23 protein-coding genes are annotated in these 20,797 nt (G+C 59.1%); 4 read left to right on the forward strand and 19 right to left on the reverse strand.

Annotation, left to right across the window (positions count from 1 at the left end; translation table 11 throughout):
- The first annotated feature begins 30 nt into the window (after positions 1 to 30).
- Entirely contained in the window at positions 31 to 855 is an 825-nt protein-coding gene (locus tag C3Z11_RS01400) for an HAD-IIA family hydrolase (RefSeq protein WP_262927171.1), read from the forward strand.
- 27 nt (positions 856 to 882) lie between these two features.
- Here the strand turns inward: C3Z11_RS01400 and C3Z11_RS01405 are convergent, their stop codons facing one another.
- On the reverse strand, positions 883 to 1,479 hold the full coding sequence (locus C3Z11_RS01405; RefSeq protein ID WP_106475738.1) for an HD domain-containing protein: 597 nt from the start codon (positions 1,477 to 1,479) through the stop codon (positions 883 to 885).
- Positions 1,480 to 1,592: 113 nt separating this feature from the next.
- Here C3Z11_RS01405 and C3Z11_RS01410 point away from each other — a divergent pair, with 113 nt between their 5' ends.
- Positions 1,593 to 1,922 (forward strand): thioredoxin family protein, encoded by a 330-nt coding sequence (locus C3Z11_RS01410; protein ID WP_106475739.1) that lies wholly within the window; start codon positions 1,593 to 1,595, stop codon positions 1,920 to 1,922.
- A gap of 23 nt (positions 1,923 to 1,945) precedes the next feature.
- Here the strand turns inward: C3Z11_RS01410 and C3Z11_RS01415 are convergent, their stop codons facing one another.
- From C3Z11_RS01415 to C3Z11_RS01500, 18 genes are all read right to left on the reverse strand, one after another.
- Positions 1,946 to 2,632, reverse strand: coding sequence for a spermidine synthase (locus tag C3Z11_RS01415; RefSeq protein WP_106475740.1), 687 nt, complete (start codon positions 2,630 to 2,632; stop codon positions 1,946 to 1,948).
- Between the two features lie 73 nt (positions 2,633 to 2,705).
- The gene (locus C3Z11_RS01420) at positions 2,706 to 3,047 is read right to left on the reverse strand and encodes a zinc ribbon domain-containing protein YjdM (protein ID WP_106475741.1); all 342 of its coding nucleotides are present in this window, start codon (positions 3,045 to 3,047) and stop codon (positions 2,706 to 2,708) included.
- A gap of 111 nt (positions 3,048 to 3,158) precedes the next feature.
- Entirely contained in the window at positions 3,159 to 3,902 is a 744-nt protein-coding gene (locus tag C3Z11_RS01425) for an SDR family oxidoreductase (RefSeq protein ID WP_106475742.1), read from the reverse strand.
- A gap of 77 nt (positions 3,903 to 3,979) precedes the next feature.
- The gene (locus C3Z11_RS01430) at positions 3,980 to 4,573 is read right to left on the reverse strand and encodes a UbiX family flavin prenyltransferase (RefSeq protein ID WP_106475743.1); all 594 of its coding nucleotides are present in this window, start codon (positions 4,571 to 4,573) and stop codon (positions 3,980 to 3,982) included.
- On the reverse strand, positions 4,566 to 4,760 hold the full coding sequence (locus tag C3Z11_RS01435; RefSeq protein WP_158700891.1) for a hypothetical protein: 195 nt from the start codon (positions 4,758 to 4,760) through the stop codon (positions 4,566 to 4,568). Before C3Z11_RS01435 ends, C3Z11_RS01430 begins: the two co-directional genes overlap by 8 nt.
- Before the next feature lie 157 nt (positions 4,761 to 4,917).
- Positions 4,918 to 6,501: an aldehyde dehydrogenase (NADP(+)) gene (locus C3Z11_RS01440; protein WP_106475745.1), complete on the reverse strand. Its 1,584-nt coding sequence runs from the start codon at positions 6,499 to 6,501 to the stop codon at positions 4,918 to 4,920.
- Complete coding sequence (locus C3Z11_RS01445; protein ID WP_106475746.1) at positions 6,498 to 7,286, reverse strand: FadR/GntR family transcriptional regulator; 789 nt, start codon at positions 7,284 to 7,286, stop codon at positions 6,498 to 6,500. The genes C3Z11_RS01440 and C3Z11_RS01445 overlap by 4 nt, the downstream gene beginning before the upstream one ends.
- A 489-nt stretch (positions 7,287 to 7,775) precedes the next feature.
- Positions 7,776 to 9,302 (reverse strand): tripartite tricarboxylate transporter permease, encoded by a 1,527-nt coding sequence (locus C3Z11_RS01450; RefSeq protein ID WP_106475747.1) that lies wholly within the window; start codon positions 9,300 to 9,302, stop codon positions 7,776 to 7,778.
- Between the two features lie 2 nt (positions 9,303 to 9,304).
- Positions 9,305 to 9,853 (reverse strand): tripartite tricarboxylate transporter TctB family protein, encoded by a 549-nt coding sequence (locus C3Z11_RS01455; RefSeq protein ID WP_158700892.1) that lies wholly within the window; start codon positions 9,851 to 9,853, stop codon positions 9,305 to 9,307.
- 86 nt (positions 9,854 to 9,939) lie between these two features.
- On the reverse strand, positions 9,940 to 10,920 hold the full coding sequence (locus tag C3Z11_RS01460) for a Bug family tripartite tricarboxylate transporter substrate binding protein (protein ID WP_106475749.1): 981 nt from the start codon (positions 10,918 to 10,920) through the stop codon (positions 9,940 to 9,942).
- Between the two features lie 128 nt (positions 10,921 to 11,048).
- Positions 11,049 to 11,966, reverse strand: a complete 918-nt coding sequence (gene kdgD, locus C3Z11_RS01465) for a 5-dehydro-4-deoxyglucarate dehydratase (protein ID WP_106475750.1) — start codon at positions 11,964 to 11,966, stop codon at positions 11,049 to 11,051.
- A gap of 360 nt (positions 11,967 to 12,326) precedes the next feature.
- On the reverse strand, positions 12,327 to 12,605 hold the full coding sequence (locus tag C3Z11_RS01470) for a hypothetical protein (protein ID WP_106475751.1): 279 nt from the start codon (positions 12,603 to 12,605) through the stop codon (positions 12,327 to 12,329).
- Positions 12,606 to 12,612: 7 nt separating this feature from the next.
- Positions 12,613 to 13,131 (reverse strand): hypothetical protein, encoded by a 519-nt coding sequence (locus C3Z11_RS01475; protein WP_158700893.1) that lies wholly within the window; start codon positions 13,129 to 13,131, stop codon positions 12,613 to 12,615.
- Positions 13,132 to 13,255: 124 nt separating this feature from the next.
- Positions 13,256 to 14,179: an NAD(P)/FAD-dependent oxidoreductase gene (locus C3Z11_RS01480; RefSeq protein WP_106475753.1), complete on the reverse strand. Its 924-nt coding sequence runs from the start codon at positions 14,177 to 14,179 to the stop codon at positions 13,256 to 13,258.
- Between the two features lie 61 nt (positions 14,180 to 14,240).
- Complete coding sequence (locus C3Z11_RS01485; RefSeq protein WP_106475754.1) at positions 14,241 to 15,245, reverse strand: PDR/VanB family oxidoreductase; 1,005 nt, start codon at positions 15,243 to 15,245, stop codon at positions 14,241 to 14,243.
- A gap of 94 nt (positions 15,246 to 15,339) precedes the next feature.
- Complete coding sequence (locus tag C3Z11_RS01490) at positions 15,340 to 16,071, reverse strand: GntR family transcriptional regulator (protein ID WP_106475755.1); 732 nt, start codon at positions 16,069 to 16,071, stop codon at positions 15,340 to 15,342.
- A gap of 39 nt (positions 16,072 to 16,110) precedes the next feature.
- Positions 16,111 to 17,238, reverse strand: coding sequence for an aromatic ring-hydroxylating dioxygenase subunit alpha (locus C3Z11_RS01495; RefSeq protein WP_262927172.1), 1,128 nt, complete (start codon positions 17,236 to 17,238; stop codon positions 16,111 to 16,113).
- A gap of 329 nt (positions 17,239 to 17,567) precedes the next feature.
- A complete protein-coding gene (locus tag C3Z11_RS01500; protein WP_394810182.1) occupies positions 17,568 to 18,353 on the reverse strand; it encodes an IclR family transcriptional regulator domain-containing protein in 786 nt (261 codons plus the stop codon).
- A 193-nt stretch (positions 18,354 to 18,546) separates the two neighbouring features.
- Between C3Z11_RS01500 and C3Z11_RS01505 the strand changes: the two genes are divergently transcribed.
- Positions 18,547 to 19,695, forward strand: a complete 1,149-nt coding sequence (locus C3Z11_RS01505; protein WP_106475757.1) for a lyase family protein — start codon at positions 18,547 to 18,549, stop codon at positions 19,693 to 19,695.
- A 265-nt stretch (positions 19,696 to 19,960) separates the two neighbouring features.
- Entirely contained in the window at positions 19,961 to 20,791 is an 831-nt protein-coding gene (locus C3Z11_RS01510) for a CoA transferase subunit A (protein ID WP_106475758.1), read from the forward strand.
- Positions 20,792 to 20,797 lie beyond the last annotated feature (6 nt).

Genomic DNA, 20,797 nt, shown 5'->3' on the forward strand with positions numbered 1-20,797 from the left:
TGGAACTCTCTTCAGGCAGGAGCGAATGCAGTGGAAACAAGAAACGTTGATTGCTGGCTGACCGACATGGACGGTGTGCTGGTGCATGAAAACAAGGCACTGCCCGGCGCCGCCGAACTGATTGATCAGTGGCGCAGGCAGAACAAGCCCTTTCTGGTGCTGACCAATAACTCCATTTATACCCCGCGCGATCTGAGCGCACGATTGGCGCGCAGTGGCATCAACGTGCCCGAGGAACAATTATGGACTTCGGCGCTGGCCACTGCCGCCTTTCTGAAAGATCAGGCGCCGGGCGGCTCGGCCTTCGTCATTGGTGAGGCCGGTATCACCACCGCGATGCATGAAGCGGGCTTCGTGATGACCGATACCGCGCCCGACTTCGTAGTACTGGGCGAGACTCGCACTTACTCGTTCGAGGCGATTACCAAGGCGATCCGTTTGATCAACGCTGGCGCACGCTTCATTGCCACCAACCCGGACGTCACCAGCCCGAGTGCCGACGGCCCGCTACCGGCGACCGGTGCGGTGGCGGCACTGATCACCAGTGCAACCAAGCGCGAGCCCTACGTGGTCGGCAAGCCCAACCCGATGATGTTTCGCTCGGCGATGAATAAGCTCGGCACCCACTCGCTGCGCACCGGCATGATCGGTGATCGCATGGACACCGATGTGGTCGCAGGTATCGAGGCGGGGCTGCATACCGTACTGGTGCTGACCGGCATCGCCGACCGGGCCGAAGTCGAACGTTACCCGTTCAGGCCCAAGGAAATTCTCGACTCGGTCGCCGACCTGCTCGAGGACGAACATCCCTCTGGGGGCAAGAAGAGCACGACGAAAAACAGCGCAGCCGAATAATCTTTTCCAGCATACCGGGGCGAGTCGTCATGCTCCGGTATGTGGATGGCCCTGTTCCGATAATAACGCCTTGTGGCGCGTTTCTTCATCGAGACGCTGGCGAATTTCGATAAATAGCGGATGCGTTGAGGTGTACTTCTGACCGTAGCTCAGATTGAAGGCGTAATTGAAATCGGCGGGATTGTCACCCTGGTTGTGCTGCAGGAGGGTCTCCAGCTTATCGAGGCCCTTGACCAGCCGCGCCTCCGGTGACGAGGCGTTTTCATACTCATCCCACAGCGCCAGAAACTGGACCTGAAGTTTGGCATCCAACGGTGCCAGCAACGTCTGCAGATCTTCACGCTCCTGTGCAGATTTGCCTTTCGCAGGGTCCTGCTCAATAGCAGGAATATCACCGTTGATCGCCTCGCCTAGATCATGCAGCACACAGATCTTGAGCAGCTTGGCAAAATCGATATCCGCAAACTCCTCCTCAAAGACCATCGCCATCAGGCACAAGCGCCAGGTATGGGCGGCCGTGCTCTCGCGCTGGCCACTGCTGGTATACGCCGTGCGCAGCACGTCCTTGAGCTTCTCGGCCTCCTTGAGAAACGCCAGGGCGCCTTCAATTTTCTCGCTATCCATGATCATCCTATTGGCCATTGGCGGCATGTCCGCTGCCACTATTCATGAAACAGGTTCTATCATTTCTACCATGACCCTGACCATGACCCTAACGTACAGCCGGAGAAAACCTTATGGCGATGACTACAGATTACACAGCCAACGAGCCAAGCCGCGCAGAAGTCGATGCATGGGAAGAGCCGACCGTTATTGAATTCGGCGCACCCTGGTGCGGCTATTGCCAAGCCGCTCAGGCACCGCTTGCGGCAGCGTTTACTGCCCACCCCGATGTGGCGCATATCAAGGTCGAAGATGGCCGTGGCAGACGGCTGGGACGCTCGTTCGGCGTCAAGCTGTGGCCAACACTGGTCTTTCTCAAGCGCGGTCAGGAGGTTGCGCGTCTGGTGCGCCCCACTCGCGAGAATGACATAGCCGAAGCGTTGGCGCAGATCGATGCCCGCTAGGCAGCCTTGCGTGCCAGCCGGACTCAGCCGCCACGCCGCTCGGCGATCCAGATGGTATGACGGGTGCCCTTGTTACCGTGGGCGAAAACCTGTACTTCTTCGGCCTTGAATCCGGCCTTGCCGAGTCTTGCTGAAAACTGGCGATCGGCACTGGCGGACCAGACGGCCAATACGCCCTTCGGACGCAGCGCCCGCGCGCAGGCGTTCAGTCCCGCAGCGGAATAGAGCCAGCCGTTGGCCTGCTGGGTCAGCCCTTCAGGGCCGTTGTCGATATCGAGCATGATCGCATCGAAGCCTGCAGGTTCGGCGCTCAGCACGGCGGCAACATCATCGTTTATTACTTTTGTGCGAGTGTCGCGTAAAGGATAACCGGCTTTTTCACCCAGCGCCCCGCGGTTCCACTCGATCACGCCGGGCACCAGTTCGGCCACCAGCACTTCGGCATTTTCGCCCAGGGTTTTGAGTGCGGCAGCGAGCGTAAAGCCCATCCCCAGCCCGCCAATCAAGACACGGGGCTGCGGACGGCTGGCGATACGCTTGCACGGCAGCTCGGCCAGCGCGTCTTCAGAGCCGTGCATCCGTGAGTTCATTAGCTGGCCGCCCTTGCCGCCTTCAAGCTTGATCACGAAGTCGTCACCGTACTCGAACAGGCACAAGGCACCGCCGTTATCAGGAATCTCGGCGGTGTCGAGCAGCACAAAACGTTTCATGAAGTTCCCCAGATAATGCCTGCCATACGAACAAAAATGCCCTACAGAAGCGGCGCAGTGCCGCTAGTGCCGCTCAGGCCTTCTTCACGAATTCCGATTTCAGCTTCATCGCGCCAATACCGTCAATTTTACAATCGATGTCATGGTCACCGTCGACCAGGCGGATGTTCTTGACCTTGGTGCCGACCTTGACCACCGAGGAGGAGCCCTTGACCTTCAGATTCTTGATCACCGTCACGCTATCCCCATCTTGCAGTGCGGTGCCATGGGCATCGGTCACCGCACGCGAAGTATCGGCACTCTCGGCAGGTGCCGTTTTCGACCACTCATGGGCGCACTCCGGGCACACATACATATCACCATCCTCGTAGGTGTACTCGGAGCCACACGCTACGCAGTGGGGTAAATCATTCATGCATAATCCTGTTTGGAAAAGGAAGATAAGGCGTCGGCTCGGAAGGCCAGCGCCCAAGGGCGAGCGCGGCCATTCTACCTGAACCGAAGCCTCAGCGGGGTGCGCACGGGTTTACATAAAATCCGCGTTCATGCGCTCAAACCACGCGTCGAGCTCATCGCGTGAGGCACGGCGACGCTCTTCCGAACCGCCATAGCCCACTTCCACTTCACCTGCAGCGATGCGTTGCATCACTGAATCGGTGAAATCGTCGACCGGTGCGCCTTCGGTATGGATGCCAACGCCGCCCAGATCGGTATTGACCGCCGGCGGGGCGATCTCGATTACCTCGATGGGCGTATTGGTCAGCTCGCCGCGCAGCGACAGCGAGAAGGAATGCATTGCCGCCTTGGTAGCAGAGTAGACCGGTGCAAACAGTCCCGGCACGAAGGCGAGACCCGAGGAGACATTGATGATCGCCGCGCGCGGCTGTTGGCGCAGATGTTCAAGCACCAGTGAGCAGAGATGAACCGGCGCTTCGAAATTGATTGTGATCTCCTGCTGACGCTCGGGCCAGGGCGCGTCGTCGGCCGAAAAGCGCTGGCGGCGCTGCAAGCCGGCATTGTTGACCAGTACATTGAGCGCCGGGAATTCCCGTGTCGCCCAGCCAATCAACTCTTCACGTCCAGCTTGGCTTGCCACGTCAGCGACGCGAATGTGCAACTCAGGATGCTGAGCCTGCGCTTCGCGCAGCTTGTCCTCGCGCCGCCCGCAGATGATCACTTCGCTGCCAGCGTCGAGAAAGCGCTGGGCAATGGCCAAGCCGATGCCGCTGCCACCGCCAGTAATCAGTACTGTATTGTCTGAAAGATTCATCACTTCATCCGATAGTTGGCGTGGAAAAATCTGAAGTCTAGCAGACACTTCGTCCGTGCTACGCAGCGGCCCGGAGATTAAAGCGTACGGCCCGGCGGATGCAGCTCCTCGCCCCAGCGCGGCAGCCCCTCGATCTCGATATCGAACAGATCGAGCGCCCGGGCGACGCTGTGATCGACCATCTGCTCAATCGAGTCGGGGCGGGCATAAAACGCGGGCACCGGCGGAAACATGATCGCGCCCATTTCGGTCAACGCCGTCATGGTACGCAGATGGCCGAGGTGGAGCGGTGTCTCGCGCACCATCAGCACCAGGCGGCGGCGCTCTTTGAGCACCACGTCGGCGGCGCGTGACACTAAGGTGGTGGTGGTGCCGGTGGCGATCTCCGACATGGTCTTGATCGAGCACGGCGCGACCAGCATACCTAGCGTCTTGAATGAGCCGCTGGCGAGCGAGGCGCCGATGTCACCGGCGGGGTGGACCACATCGGCAAGCTCGTGCAGCGCCTCGCGGGAAAGATCCGTCTCGTAACGACGGGTCAGGTCGGCGGATTTCGACATTACCAGGTGGGTCTCGATGTCGAGCGGGCGCAGCAGCTCCAGCGCCCGCGCACCATAGACAAAGCCGGTAGCGCCAGTAATCGCAACGATCAGGCGGCGCGGCTTAGCCATGCGCACCTCCTTGTGCTTTATCGAACAGCTGCGGGGCGAAGGGGCGCGGGTCGACCTCCATGAATTCGGCGCGCTTGAATTCGTCTTTCATGTGCCAGGGTACCGTGCAGTCGAATATAGTCTTGCAGGATACACCCTTGCCGGGCAGTTCGGGATTGTAGGCGGGCTGCTGGGAGGAATCGAGCACATGGCCCATGGCAGGAACACAGAGCACTTTAAAGGCAACGCACAGGGCTGCCTATGCGGCCCTGTGCATCGTGCTTATCGGTTGCGCTCAGTAGGATCTGACGCTTGACGGGTCTCATGGCAAGCAGAAAGAACCGGATGGCTTCATCCCTACTGGATCAGCGCACAGCTTCCCGCTGACCGTCATACAGACGAGATAGGCCTAACGGATTATTGTCCTTGAGCGCTTCGGGCAATAAAGCAGCAGGCAGATCCTGATAGCACACCGGGCGGAGGAAGCGATAGACCGCCGCTGTCCCTACCGAGGTGGTACGACTGTCCGAGGTTGCTGGGAAGGGACCACCATGCACCATCGCATGGCCAACTTCCACACCGGTGGGCCAGCCGTTGACCATGATGCGCCCTGCCTTGCGCTCCAGGATCGGCAGCAGCTGCCGTGCCACATCTACATCTGCATCTTCCATCTGCAGGGTAGCGGTCAGCTGACCTTCGAGATGTTCGGCAACCTGAGCGACTTCGCTGGCGTTGGCACATTCGATGATCAATGAAGATGAACCGAAAACTTCCTCTTGCAGCGTCTCGTCAGCCAGAAAATCGGCCGCCTTGGTCATGAACAGGCCGGCCTGGCATTGGTTCGGCGTATCGCCTGTCTTGCCTCTGGCGATCTCCTGGACTTGGCCATGCTGAGTCAATTTACTGATACCCTGCTGGTAGGCCTCGAAAATGCCCGAAGTCAGCATCGTCTGGGAGGCACTTTCCTGCAGTGCATCACGTGCCGTCTGGATAAAGCTGTCCAACGCCGGACCTTTCTCGGCAATCACCAGTCCCGGGCTAGTACAGAACTGGCCCGCGCCCATGTTGAGCGAGGCAATGAAGCCCCATGCGATCTCTTCGCCGCGCGTTCCAAGGGCGCTGGGCAGCAGGAATACCGGATTGATACTGCTCATCTCGGCATAAAAGGGGATAGGCTCGGGGCGACCTTGGGCCAGTTTCCAAAGCGCCGTGCCACCACTGCGTGAACCGGTAAAGCCCGCCGCCTTGATGCGTGGATCAAGCACTAATGCCTGCCCGATCTCGCGTCCTGAGCCAAACAGGAGCGAGAAGACACCTTCGGGCAAGTTACAGCTTTTCACCGCTTTCTGAACGGCGCGCCCTACCAGCTCGGAAGTACCCGGATGGGCAGAGTGCGCCTTGACGATGACAGGGCATCCCGCGGCTAATGCGGAGGCGGTATCGCCGCCCGCAACCGAGAAGGCCAACGGGAAGTTGCTGGCGCCGAATACGGCAACAGGCCCCAGAGCAATATGGCGTTGACGCAGGTCTACGCGTGGCATGGGCTGGCGTTCGGGCTGGGCCGGATCGATGCGCACGTCGAGCCATTCACCGGCACGCACGACCTTGGCGAACAGCCGCAGCTGGCCGCAGGTGCGGCCACGCTCGCCGGTCAGGCGCGCCTGGGGCAGGCCGGTTTCTGCCATGGCGCGCTCGATAAGATCATCGCCGATCGCCTCGATCTCGTCGGCGATGGTTTCCAGAAAGATCGCGCGCGCTTCCAGCGATGTCTCGCGATAACTGTCGAACGCCTCCCACGCTAGTGCGCAGGCTTGCTCGACATCAGCTTTACTGCCACCGGCATAGGCCGGCTCGAGCTTTTCGTCGGTGGCCGGATTGACGGCTTCAATAGCTGCTTGCGTGCCTGTGACGGCACGTTGTCCGATTAATAACTCACCTGTGAGTGTCATGCCTTTTCCTCATTCGTTTTTGATGAACGGAGGGAGCGCTCGTCGTCCTGCGGTTTATCCCGATAGTGTGAATACGTCTCACGGGCTCGGCTGAGATGAAAATGCATGGCCTGTTTTGCCCCGGCACTATCACCGGCGACAATGGCGTCCAAGATGGCCTCATGCTCCTGGCAGACCCGCTCGAGGTAGCGCCGAGTAGAAGCCGAATCCAGCTCCACTGCCAGGAGCTTGGCACGCGGAATGGCACCGGTATTCAGCGACGCATAGAAATCAGCAAACAGCGGATTGTGGGTGGCCTGCATGATGGCGTGATGAAAGGCGAAATCTTCTTCGCGGGCCTGAGAATGATGCTCACAGGCGTTGATAAAGGCGGCGTGCTTCTCTTTCAGCCGCCGATCGTCCGCAGCATTATGGCGGCTGGCCGCCATAGCCGCCGCTTCAGGTTCCAGCGTGAGCCGCAACTCGAGGATGTTCATGATGTCCTCGACGGTTGTCAGGCTGATGCGCTTGGCCGGATACGCCTCCTCGGCGGTGGTCCGCAATATACGTGTCCCCACCCCACGCCGCGTTTCGACCAAACCCAGCGACTTTAGATGGGTAATGGCTTCCCGTATGACGGTACGGCTGACGCCGAACATGTCGCACAAAGCATTCTCGGTCGGAAGTTTATCGCCCACGGCAATATTGCCACTGACGATCAGCGCCTCAAGCTGTTTCGAGACCTGCAGCGATAAGCTGCCCTGCTGGAAAATGCGGGTTACACCCAACATGTTGCTGTCATTCATCGTCACGAGCCTTGAAGTAAGTCAAAGTGCCCGGCAATCGGATCGCGCAGGCACGTCGATGTGTCACTATCTAACCAGGGCGGGTTGCTTGGGATCGAACGTCCCTCGGCTGTCGACGTCGATGACGGGAAAGACAACAGACCGTCGACAATTGCCTTGATGACATCCTCTCTTAAAAAACTTCACGATCGTTCCTCTTGCGCGGACTCGAAGATGCGGGACAAATGCAATCGATTGAAATAACAGCAGACTAGGCAGAAGGATATGCGCCCTCAGACTTGTAATACATCATACAAACCAAGATAGGAGTTATCCTAGATCGATACAATACCAACGATAGTTGATACGACTAAAAGGTAATGGGTATATGGAAAACCCATTTAAGAAGTTGAAGTGAGCCACTTTGACGCTTCGAGCGCTTATATCGAAAGATAGAAAGACGCCGCAACCGTCTGAATGACAGTTTCAGCGTCTTGGCTAAAAGATGACTTAGGCTGGTGGAGCGCCGAGGCCATTATTCTTTGGCTTGCGAATCACCATGAAGTAGAAGAACACCATCGTCAGCGCGATAAAGAACAGGCTGTCTGGGCTGGTCAAAAAGATCAGCGGGTTGCCGTCATTGATGGAGAGCGAGCGGCGGCAGTACTCCTCCAGACTTGGGCCAAGCACGAAGCCAAGCAGCAGGCAGACGGTCGGATACTTCTGCTTGCGCAGGAAGTAGGCCAGCACGCCGAAGACCAGCGCCAGCGCCATCTGGAACGTGGAGTAGGTCGCCACGTAACTGCCCACCAGGGCGACGATGGCGATGCTTGAATAGAGCACGTCGCGGCGGATCGAGACGATCCTGAGAAAGTAGGGGCCAAGCAGGTAGAGCGTCAGCGGGATCAGAATCAGCGCGCTGACGAACAGCGAGGCGAACATCGGTGCGATCAGACCGAGCTGCTGGGTCATGAACTGCGGGCCGGGTTGCAGCCCGTTGATGACCAGCACGCCGAGCACGATTGCGGTCGTCGGATCGCCGGGGATGCCGAACGTCAGCATGGGGACGAAGGCACCGCCGCACATCGAGTTGTTGGCGCATTCTGCCGCCGCGATCCCTTCCGGGTTGCCCTTGCCGTAACGCTCCGGATGCTTGGACGATCGCATCGATTCCGCGTAGGAGACGAAGGCCGCCATGGAGCCGCCGGCGCCGGGCAGAATTCCCACTGCATAACCGATGACCGTGCTTTTCAGATAGCGCATCACGCCGATTTCCCGAACTTCCGACAGCGGCGGGATGAAATCGCGCCGACGCACCTTGGCCGCCTGGATCTTGCTGGGGTCGACGGTTCGGCTGCTGCGACTGTCGGCCTGGACCAGTAGCTCGCTGATGGCAAAGGTACCGATGATCAACGGCATCATGTCGATACCCTGGACCAGTACGCTGGTGCCGAAGGTAAAGCGAGCCAGCGGCTGCACCACGTCGATGCCGATGGTGGCGATCATGACGCCGAATAGCGTGGCGATCATGCCTTTGGTGATCGATCCCCGCTGGGAGATGATGATCACGATCAGCGCAAATGCGATCAGCGAGAACTTGCCCGGCGTGCGGATCAACAAGGCGACGTCGGCTGCCAGTGGTGCCATGACCATCAGCAGCAGCGCACCCAGCGAGCCGCCGATCATCGAACCCAATGCGGCATGGCCGAGCGCCTTGGCGCCCTCGCCGCGTTGCTGCATCGGGTAGCCTTCCAGCGCGGTCATCATCGACGACGGTGCGCCGGGAATGTTGATGGTCGTCGCGGTAATGCTGCCGCTGCACATTCCGGCCATGAAGATACTGGCGCAGGCCACCAGTGCCGTGGTGACGTCGAGGCTGTAGGTCAACGGCAGCAGCAAGGCGATGGCCAGCACCGACGTGAGGCCCGGCACGGCGCCGAAAAAGGTGCCGATCAGAAAGCCGCCAACCATGTAGAGCAGGGTTTCGGGATTGGCGAGGGCGGCGAAACCACCCAGCAGTCCAGTGATCGAGTCCATGATCATTGACTCCAGAGGGTGGGCAGACGGACCTGAAAGACGACCTCGAACAGCAGATAGCCGGCGATAGTGATGACGACCGCGGCGATCAGCCTGGACAGCCATTTCTGCCTGAATCCGCCGCCAAACAGACAGCAGAGCAGCAGTACGTAGACGAACGTCGACACGAAGTAGCCGATCAGGTCGAACGCCAGCAGATAGCCTGCCGTCAGCAAAATGACGCCGATTGCGCCGAGAGACAGCCCGGCATACTGTTTGCCCGATGGAATTTCATCATCGCCTTCGGCGTTGGCGATCGTCTCTTCCGCAGCCGCTTTGGCCCTGCCACGAAGTGCGTGCACCATGGCGCAGATCAGCGCGATCAGCATGACGATGGCAGTGGCCATGGGAAAGAAAGACGCGGTCATGTTGCCGTCTTTCATCGGGGGGCCGAGCTGGATCGCGGAGATCAGGTAGACGACGGTAATGATCGCCAGCGCCGCCGGTACGTAGAACTCGCCACCTAGAGCAAAGCGCCGGGATGACCGTTGGGGTAGCTGTTTAGATGACATGAGGCACCTTTGGCAACAACGCTGCGCCATTGCGCCATGTTGATAGCATGGCGCAGTGTATGTAGGGATGATCGAGCGTGGGTGAATTATTTCTCCAGTACGCCCTTGTCGACCAGGTCATCCATGGTGCTGAAGAGCTGCTGTTGAATGTCACTCGTCCACTGGGTAACGTCGTCAGCGCCGAGCCAGGCGGGTGTGACGCCGATCTGCTTCAGCCACTGCTGGAATTCATCGCTCTCGTAGGCTTTGTGGTAGGTGGTTTCCAGCTTTTCGATAACCTGATCCGGCGTACGGGCCGGGGCGACCATAATAATGAAGCTGCCCATCTGCAGATCCAGACCGGTATCGGTCTCGGTCACAGGCGGTACGTCGGGAAAGCCCGCGTTCTGGGTATCGGAAAATTCAACCAGACCGCGGGCCTGACCGGATTCAATCAGCGGAGCTAGATCACCAAGGCTAGTGACGACGGCATCGACTTCGCCGTTGAGCAGAGCTTCCTTCTGCGAAGCCGCGCTATTGTTGTAGGAAACGATCTTGAACTTGGCGCCGGTCTGTTCCTGGAGTTGCAGCAACGTCAAGTGGGTTCTGGCGCCCATATTCTGAATGCCGACGCGAACGCTATCGGGCTTTTCCTTAGCGGCGGTGATTAGATCATCCAGTGTTTTATAGGAAGAGCTTTCCGGCACAGTAATCGCATCGGCTTCACTGGTGATGCGGGCGATCATGCTCATCTTGTCCATGTTGAAGCCGGGCAGCATGTTCTTCCACGGAATCGTGATGATGCTGTCGTAGGTGATCGCCGCAATAGTTTGCCCATCCGGACGGGCTTTCATCAGCTGGAGCAGGCCGGTTGCCGTCATTCCGCCTTCGACATTCTCGACATACATAGAGACAGGCAGCGATTCTTCGGCAATGTTGGAGATCTTGCGCACGATGGCGTCGGTGCCACCGCCGGCGGCCGCAGGCACGATGACGCGAATATCACGATTGGGGAAATCGGCATAGGCGGCGCTGGCGGCGAGTGTCGCCAGGCAGGCGATTCCCAGGAGTGTCTTTTTGAGTTTCATGGCATGTCCCTTACTGAATAGAGTGTCGTCTGATGGTTGCCTTGCCGGAAGTCTTCGTAACGACGAGTGAGCGGTTTTAGAGTTGTTATTCGGGAAGGCACTGCGATCTCAAGCTTCAACACGTAACTTTATAGCGATTGGGCCTTGTCGATGAGCGCCTTGAGCTGCTCCTGCTCGGTCGCGTTCGGCATTTCTAGCGGTGCCCTCACTGCGCCTGCAGGCCTGCCTATCAATTCCGCGCCCGCCTTGATCAGGCTGACCGCATAGCCTTTTTTGTGGTCACGCAGGTTGACGAAGGGAATGAAGAACTCGTTAGTGATTGTCTTGACGGTGGCCGAGTCGCCCTGACGCAGGGCCTTGTAGAACGTCACCGCCATGTCCGGCACGAAGTTGAACACCGCCGAAGAATAGGTATTCACGCCGATCGACAGGTAGGCCTCGGCGAAGATTTCCGCGGTGGGCACGCCGCCCACGTAGGCTAGGCGGTCGCCCAATGTCTTGATAATCTTGTTGAGAAGCTGAATGTCGCCCTTGCCGTCCTTCAGACCGATCAGGTTGGGGCAGGCATCGGCGAGCTGCTGGACCGCGTCGGCCTCGAGCACGCCATTGCCACGGTTGTAATAGATCACGTTGATCTTGGTTGAGTCACAGATCTGGCGCGCATACTCGACCAGGCCTTCCTGCGGGCATTCCGTCAAGTAAGGCGGCATCAGCAATATGCCGTCGGCGCCGGCGTCCTCGGCCATGCGGGCATAGGCCTTTCCTGCTTCCACACTCAGTCCGGCGCTGGCAATGACCGGCAGCTTGCCGCCCACTGTTTCCACAGCCAGGGTCACGATTTCACGATATTCATCTAGGGTAAGGTTGAAGAATTCCCCGGTACCCCCGGCGACGAACACTGCCGTAATGTCGTGACTGACAAACCATTCAAGGCGTTGACGATAGCTTTCCCGATCGAAGTTGCCATGGCTATCAAAGTCAGTGATGGGAAACGAAAGTAATCCATCACCGATGGCCGCCACTGTTTGTTCTTTTGAAAAGTTCACTCGTCATCCCTCGCGTCGTCACTGATAAAAAGCCGATTCAAGCGTGCCGTGTAATATTAGATAATACATCATACAACTAACGGTAAGAGCTAACCGGGCCTGCCACAAGCCAGACCATGGTGGCATCTACCAAAGGCGCAGGGCGACCTGCCGAGAATGTCGTTATCTCTAGCGGAACTGCACTATTAAATGCAGTGCGGAAGACCATTCTGATGAAGAAGATGTGGCGTGGCATGCAAAACGGCGGGCATCGGCGCGGAGAAAGTAACGTTTTTCGTGTCCGACCGCGGCCAGTACCCGATCAAACGACAACTGCGAATCCGATCAAACTAGCCGAGTGCAGGCGCAGGTATCAACGGATCAATCTTCATCCTGATGCTTCTTATCTTCACGGGCGCGCTGCATCTGTTCGTCCAGATTGAGCCGCTTTCGGTCGGAAGGGCGGAGCATCACGACACGCTCCTCATCAATGATACACAGGCGCGGTTTTACAGAAATCTGCAACAGCTCCCACGCCTTGTTCTCTTCCTCGATCAAGGCAAGAAGGTTGTCATAAAGGCGCTTTCGCACCCAGGGAGGCATTTCCTGCGGTTTATGGTGCAAACGCACTCGCTTGAATAGGCCCTTGAATATTTTCATGAGGACATCACTGCTGAAAGGGTAAGAGAGCAAACGCGACCACGATCAGACCCAGCGAAAAAAGAATCAGATGCAGCCCTTGGGTGCGGTCTCTTGCCGCCTGTTCATTGGCGGCGAAATACCATCGATACGCTACATCATAGCTGCCCGATAACATGTCCTGCATCTGGTCGGCAATCGCCTCGTTATCATTGTTGCCTTGCTCGCGAAGACGCTTTTCTACCTCGACCAGCTCGCGCAGGTCGGGCGGGTCAACATAGATGACGCCGCGCTCAAGGCCGATGATGAAAGCGGCTCCGCTCAGCAACAGCACGACGCTTAAAAAGAACAGCAAGGTGATGATGAAATTGACCGGATAGGCCCAGCTTTCCACGTTGAGTTGGGTCGCCAGCGTCGAGAGGTTGAAGACGGTAAAGGCCAGCGCGGATACCGGTGTCGCCACGCTGCCACGAATCTGCTCGCGTCGGTCACGCTGCGATTGATAAAGCTCACGCATCACTTCGAACCGCAACCTTATCGGATCCACTAGCGTCCTCCCCTACGGCCAAACAAAACCATCATGGCAAATAACGTAGGAACGGTGCCACGATTCTTCAAGATAGCGCTGGCCCCATTGCCGCCCGCCCCATACAGCCCTTGCCCAGGAAGTCTCATCTCCGCAGCCGATTATGAATGGCAGTGGCGGCAATCGATGCCTGACCGGTGGCAACGGTCAGCTGGTTCAAGCGATTGCTCAGATCGCCGATGGCATAGAGCCCTTCGATGCCGGTCTGCATGTGGTCATCAACGACAAGATAGCCGCCCTCATCGTGTCGTACGCCCAATCCAGCGGCAAGATCGTTGCGCACGCGTGTGCCCAGCGCGCAATAGAGCGCATCAAAGGCTTCATCGCGGCCGTCTGTCATCTCGATATGGACGGCGCCCTGCTCATCGGCGTAGGCCCGCCTTCCCTGTCCGACAAATACCTCGATGTCTTCGCGTTCTAGCTGCGCCATTGCCTTGGGCGTAAGCCCGAGATCACCCTCGACCCCGACCAGGACCAGATTGGTGCTGTAATTTTTCATGAACAGCGCTTCTCTGACGCCGTGCTCGCCATAAGTAACAATGCCGATCCGCGTGTCGGTGCACTCGAAGCCATCGCAAATTGGGCAGTAATGCACCAGGCGCTTCTCTTTTAACGCCTCGATGCCCTCAAGCACCGGGTCGACATCGACTACGCCGGTCGCCAGCAGCACGATCTGCGCCTCAATCGTCTCAGTTGGCTGGCCGTCGCTGGATGCCAGCTCGGCGATAAAATGGCCGTCGGCGGCACGCTGTAAATTCGTTACGGTGCCCGGCGTCACGCTGCCGTCATTGGCGACGAGCTGTTCATTAAGCAGATCCAGCAGCTCGAAGCCGGTAATCCCTTCCGGGAAGCCGGGATAGTTATGCGAGCGCGGTATCAGCGCCGCCCGAGGGGCACCGGCATCGACAATACGCACCTGACGGAAAAAACGGCGCAGATTAATGCCCGCCGTAAGACCGGCGGGCCCGGCACCGATAATCAGACAATCGAGAACGTCCCTGTTGCTCATGCGCCTGCTCCTGCTTGTTGAGTTGATTGCGGCGAGGCGCTGAGCGATGCGTCATGGCGCGTCAGGCAATGCCCTGGCGCGACGTATCGATCACGACTCGTCCTGGTTTTTCGCTGGCATGGATGCGCGACACACAGGCGCACATCTGCCGGCCTTTACTCTTTTGCTGCTCACTCAGATACACGTCGCGATGATCGACATCACCTTCGGCATCGAGCACGTCGACCGCACACAGTCCGCATTCGCCGCGCTCACAATCGTAAAGCGCTTCGACACCGTGCTCACGCATCGCCTCCAGCAGCGACTGGTTGGCCGGCACGTCAAACTCGACACCGAGATTGCGCACCGAGACGGAAAACGGCGTTGACGCGAGGCGACCGCCGTTGGCAAAGGTTTCATAGCGCAGCGACCACACCGGCCGGCCCTGACGCTGCCACTCATCACGCACTGCATCCATCAGCGACAGCGGGCCACACATGTAGAGTTCACCCTCAGGACCAAGCTTAGCTATCTCGCTGGCAATATCGAGCATCATGCCTGTGTCATTGCTGATCGCTTCGAGCCGTTCGCCCAGAATCGGCCTGAGCGACTCGGCAAATACCAACTGCTCAGCAGTGCGAGCGGTGTACAGCAGTCGGAACGGTTTGTTGGCCTGAGCCAGCGCTAGCGCCATGCCGTGGATCGCGGTAATGCCGATCCCACCGGCAATCAGCAGATATTCTGGGCAGGCAAACGACAGCGGGAAGAAATTGGCCGGAGGTGCGATCGTCACGCTGTCGCCGGCCTTCAACGACCACATGAACTCACTACCGCCACGGCTGTTGGGCACACGTTTGACGGCGATACGGTAGACGCCTTCCTGTCCCGCATTTTCAAGCAGTGAATAACTGCGAATTTCAGTGGTCGTCCTGATCGGCACCTGGATATCGAGATGCCCACCGGGTGAATAAGCCGCAAGTGGCGCCTCCGGCTTGAGGTCAAACAGACGAATATCGCTGGCGAGATTCTCGCAGCGTACCACGGTAGCGCTATGCCAGGCGGGCTGGGCATGAATGGACGAGGGCATGGCATGTCTCCTTGTTAAACGCAACACCAGTAATCATCGAAAATATTATTGTTGGTGTAATCAACGCTTGAGCGGGCAGCGGTCGCAGCCTGCCTCACACGGCGCCCAAGCAGGCGCGGATCAACGGCGCGCCCGAGACACGCTCGAGCATGGCGTGATCGCCCAGCGCCACGTCGAGATTGCGCCGCGCGATCTGGGCATGCTCGCGGGCGATCTGTTCGGCGCGCGCGCCCTGGCCGGCAGCAATCGCCTCGACCAGGCAGCGGTGCTGATCCTGGGCGATGAACAGAATCTCGTGAGAACGTGGCAGCAGCGACTGAGCCATCACGAAGGCGCTGGGCGAGGCGAACGGTAGCGATACGATCCTTGCCAGCGCCTCTTCCAGCGGCTGACTGCCGGCCAGCCTGAGAATGGCGTCGTGGAAGCGCTCGTTGAACGTCATGTAGGCGTCGAAGTCGTCGCTGTCGAGGGCGTGCTGAGCAACGACGCGGTCAAGTGCATCAAGGGTGACATGAAGCGGCTTGAGCGCAGCGGCAGACGGACGGGCCTCCGCCGCGCGCCGCGCCGCCAACCCCTCCAGCGTGCCACGCACTTCGATCGCCCCTTGCAGGTAGGCGCGGTCGAAGGCGCGAACCTGATAGCCGCCTTCGGGCGCGGCGATGATCAGCCCTTCGCCTTCAAGGCGCACCAGCGCCTCGCGCAGCGGCGTGCGTGATACTTCCAGCCGCTTGGCCAGCGCCGGCTCCCACAGCCGTTCATCGGCGGTGAGCGTGCCGCTCAGAATCCATTCACGCAGCGTCAATAACGCCTTGAGGCTCTGCTTCATTACCGCTCCCCTACCTTCGATGGCTCTCGTTAACGGCGATCAGGCCTGACGGGCATCGATCCGCGCCCAGCGCGTCTCGGCCGTCTCCTGAGCACTGGGCTGCGCTTCCTTGGCGATCATCTCGTCAATGATACGCCGCGCCCACATCGCGCCCGCGTCGATGTTGAGGTTGTAGAAAGGCGCGCGATCGTACTTGAGCACGGCCGCCTGTTGGGCCTGCAGCACGGCCTTGTCCTGATCATAAACACCCTGACCATCGTTAACGTGGGCGTAGTGGAGATACTCGGTCCACTCCTCGTCGTCAATGTGGTGATCGCGCACGAAGTTCCAGAAATAGTGGCAGCTGGTGGCAGTTTCCGGCGTCAGCGCGGCGAGAAAATAGCCGGTTACCCCTTGCGAACGGTCACCCTCCGGCGCCCCGGTGCCAGTCTCGGCGACGCCGACATCACCGACAATGGTCGACGGCGCCTCGAAGTGGATGTTGTGCCAGCGGTCAACCGGCACATCGCGGCCGAGCTGGCGCGCCCAAAACGGTGGGGCTTCGCCGTTGAGCATCCAGCGCTGGACATTGACACTGCGCTCGTCGTGGAACACGTCGAACGGCGCACGGGTGATCGAGTCGTGGCCGATGCTGCCGGCGTGAACGAAGGTCTCATGGGTCAGATCGAGCAGGTTGTCGATCACCAGCCGGTATTCGCACTGCAGGCTGTAGAAGGTGCCGCCGCGGCCGGCAAGGGCGGGATCGTTGTTCCAGTGGAAGTCCGGCACTCGGGCGGGATCGGCCTGCGCCGGGTCACCCATCCATACCCAGATCAAGCCGTGACGCTCCTCGGCCGGAAAGGCGCGCACACAGGCCGACGGATTGATGGTCTCCTGCGACGGCATATAGGTGCAGCGGCCGTTGGGATCGAACTTGAGGCCATGATAGCCGCATACCACCTGATCGCCGTCGAGTTTGCCCAGCGACAGCGGCAGTAGGCGGTGCCAACAGGCATCCTGCAGCGCGACGACCCGGTTATCGCTGCGTCGATACAGCACGATGTCGGTCTCGCAGATCGTGCGTGCCGTCAGCGCATGCTCGATTTCATACGCCTGGGCAGCAGCGTACCAAGCATTGAGCGGATAGGTGGCAGTGGTCTGGCTTGGCGTGCTCATGGTTGTAGTCATGATCAAGCTCCTCTCTCGCGAGTGCGTTGTGTTATTGGTTATCGCAATACGAGACGTCAGGTGAGAAGGCGTCTTGTTAATGAATCGCTAACGTGGCATTGCCCAGCGGACCGGGCGTGTATACACAATTAGCGCGATCACACCCGCCAGGCGACAAGAAATCGCTGTTTTGCGGCTAAAGATGTAGAGAAGTGGGGCGTGGTGTATACACCAAAGATGCTATCAGTAATGACGCAAACCATTGATGTAAAAAGGAACACATCGAGTCAGTGCGGAAAGGAGGGAAATGCGTCGCCGCCACGCAGCGGGGCGTGGCGGCCGGAGATGAATTAATTGATGTGCTGCGCCATGAACGCTGCCTTCTCCTGCAGTACCGGCAGGAATTCCTGCGTCAGCTTTTCCATGGGAATACGTGCGGCGTTGGTACTAACGTTGATCGCGCCGAGTAACCGACCGGTGGCAGAGAACAACGGCACGGCAATCGAGCGCAGGCCAGAATCAAGTTCCTGATCAACGATGCAGTAGCCATCACGCCTGACCTGCTCGATCTCGGTACGCAGGACAGTCTTGTCGGTGATCGTGTGCTCGGTGTGCACCTCGAGCGTGACACCTTCCAACACAGCATCGAGTTCATCATTGTCAAGCTGGGCAAGCAGTACTCTTCCCATCGAGGTATAGACAGCCGGCAGGCGTGTACCAATGGCCAGCGTGATCGCCATCAGACGATGGCGCGCGGCGCTACGAGCGGCATAGACCACCTCACTGCCGTCGAGCACCCCCAGCGAAGAGGATTCGCCAAGCGTTTCGGTAATCTCCTCCAGGCTCTGCTGTACCAGCGAATGGTAGTTGTTGGCTGACAGATAGGAGTGGCCCAGCGACAGTATCTTGGGCGCCAGTTCAAAGTGACGCTGACGCTTATGGACGTAGCCGAGCGCATGAAGGGTGAGCAGAAAACGCCGTGCCTTGGCACGGTTCATGCCGGTGCGCACGGCCACTTCGCTCAGTGTCATGCTGCGGTGATGGTCGTCGAAGGCGGTGATCACCTCCAGCCCGCTGGCGAGTGCGGTAACGAAATCACGATCGTCGGGCGAGAGGCTGTCCTTGGGCTGCGTCATGGTCATGCTCTTCACGGTTCGAGGCTGGGTTGGGGCGTGCTACGGTGGCACAGCCGATCCGATGGGTACGCTACCATTTTTCGTTCGCAAAGCGAACGACCGTACGTCTAATGGACAATGCTACCCATAGCAGTGACAAATAGTGCTCAAGCCATTACCTATCTTGTCCAATGACCAGCCCAGGAGTAGAGCCATGTACGCCCGCTTCGTCAAGCACCCCTTCATGAGCCGTGCAACGCTTGAGCATTTCAGCGCCGAGGCGCTCACCCGCGCCATGCTGCGCTTTGAGCTTGCCCTGGCTGCCGCCGAAGAAACTCACGGCGCCCTGCCCAGCGGCACGCATAATGCACTGAAGACACAGCTTGAGGCCTATACCTTCGACCTCGACGCCCTTGAAGCCGGTATCGTCCAGGGCGGCAATGTCGCGATTCCCTTCGTTAAACAAGCGAAGAAGGCGCTGCCGGACGAACTCAAGAAACGCTTCCATGTCGCCGCCACCAGCCAGGACGTAGTGGACAGTGCGCTGATGATACTGACCCGCGAGCGGCTGCCGGTGATCCTTGGTCTGACATTGCGCATCAATCAGGCGCTGGCAGCACTGATGCGTGCTCATGGCGAGACACTGATGATCGGCCGCACCCTGATGCAGCAAGCGATGCCGATGACCTTCGGCGTCAAGGCCGCGCAGTGGGCGGTAGGGATTGAACAGGGCAGGCAGCGGCTAAATGACGTGGCAGAGCATGGCCTTTACGTCCAGTTCGGCGGTCCGGTCGGCGTCCAGGCCGGGCTTGATGACGGTCTGACGATCATGAAAACGCTGGCGACAACGCTCGGCCTTTCGTCGCCGGTACTGCCCTGGCATACCGACCGCCAACCGATCCACGCATTGATCACCGCACTTGATGCCCTCGCCTGCGGCGCGGAAAAAATCGCCACCGACATCTCGCTGTTGACCCAAAGTGAAATCGGTGAGGTGCGTGAGCCTGCTGGCGAAGGCATGGGTGAATCCTCATCGATGCCGCACAAGCACAACCCGGTACGCTGTGCATTGATCCGCACCGCTGCGCGTCAGATTCACGGCCATACGGCAACCATCATCAATGCCGCAGCCCAGCCGCTTGAGCGCGCACTGGGCGAATGGCACGCCGAATGGGCGCCGCTGATCGAATCGCAAGCCTTGCTTGAAGGAGCACTGGAGCAACTCGTCGTCGTGCTTGAGGGGCTAGAGGTGATACCCGAGGCGATGCAGCGCAACCTCAACGCAGCGGGCACTGGCGGCGAAGCCGAACTAGGCAGCAGCCGCGCGCAGGTCGCTCGCGTTCTCGCTATGCTCGGGGAATAGAAGATAAGGTGAGGTCGGAAATGTCAGTACCTCGCCGCTGAAGCGACTTGACGTTATACATTAGTCGAATCGTACTGGCCTGCTGGCAAGCCAAGCAGGCCGCTAACGTATTGATGGATTAAGCATTTTAATCAAGCCGCACGCGATGGCACTTACCGCGTTACCTCTAAGTGCGCATTGACGCTCACGGCACATAAGCATAGCGTAGTTCGTATAACAAACCTATGTTCACTTTACGAACAAAACTCTGCAAGAGGTTTGCCCTATGGCTGAATTCATGAGCTTGCATGACGCGATCGCGCGCTACGTCAACGACGGCGCGACGGTTGCCATGGAAGGTTTTACCCACCTGATTCCCTTCGCCGCTGGCCACGAAGTAATCCGCCAGAAAAAACGCGATCTGACCCTGATCCGCATGACCCCCGATTTGATCTATGACCAGCTGATCGGCATGGGCTGCGCCAAGAAGCTGATCTTCTCGTGGGGCGGCAACCCCGGCGTGGGCTCGCTACACCGTTTACGCGATGCGGTAGAGAAGGGCTACCCGACGCCACTCGAAATCCACGAGCACAGCCACGCGGCAATGGCCTGCGCCTATGAAGCCGGTGCCGCCGGGCTACCGCTTGCCGTGCTGCGCGGCTATATCGGCAGCGACCTGCCCAAGGTCAACCCTGACATCCGCCACATCGATTGTCCGTTCACCGGTGAGCGCCTCGCCGCGATCCCCTCCAACCGCCCCGATGTGGCGATCATCCACGCCCAGCGGGCCGACAAGCAGGGCAACGTGCTGATCGAAGGCATCATCGGCGTACAGAAGGAAGCGGTCCTGGCCGCCAAGCACAGCGTGGTCACCGTCGAGGAAATCGTCGACGATCTGAACGCCCACCCTAACGCCTGCGTACTGCCGGCGTGGACGATCAGCGCCATCGCCGTCGCCCCGGGCGGCGCCGCGCCGTCCTACACCCACGGCTATTACCCGCGCCAGAACAGTTTCTACAAGGAGTGGGACGCGATCGCCCGCGACCGCGACACCTTCGCGCAGTGGATGGAAGAACACGTCATCAACGCCGGTGAATCAAAAGGAGCGTCAGCATGAGCGAAG

The sequence above is a fragment of the Phytohalomonas tamaricis genome (assembly GCF_003012345.1).
Lineage (GTDB): Bacteria > Pseudomonadota > Gammaproteobacteria > Pseudomonadales > Halomonadaceae > Phytohalomonas > Phytohalomonas tamaricis.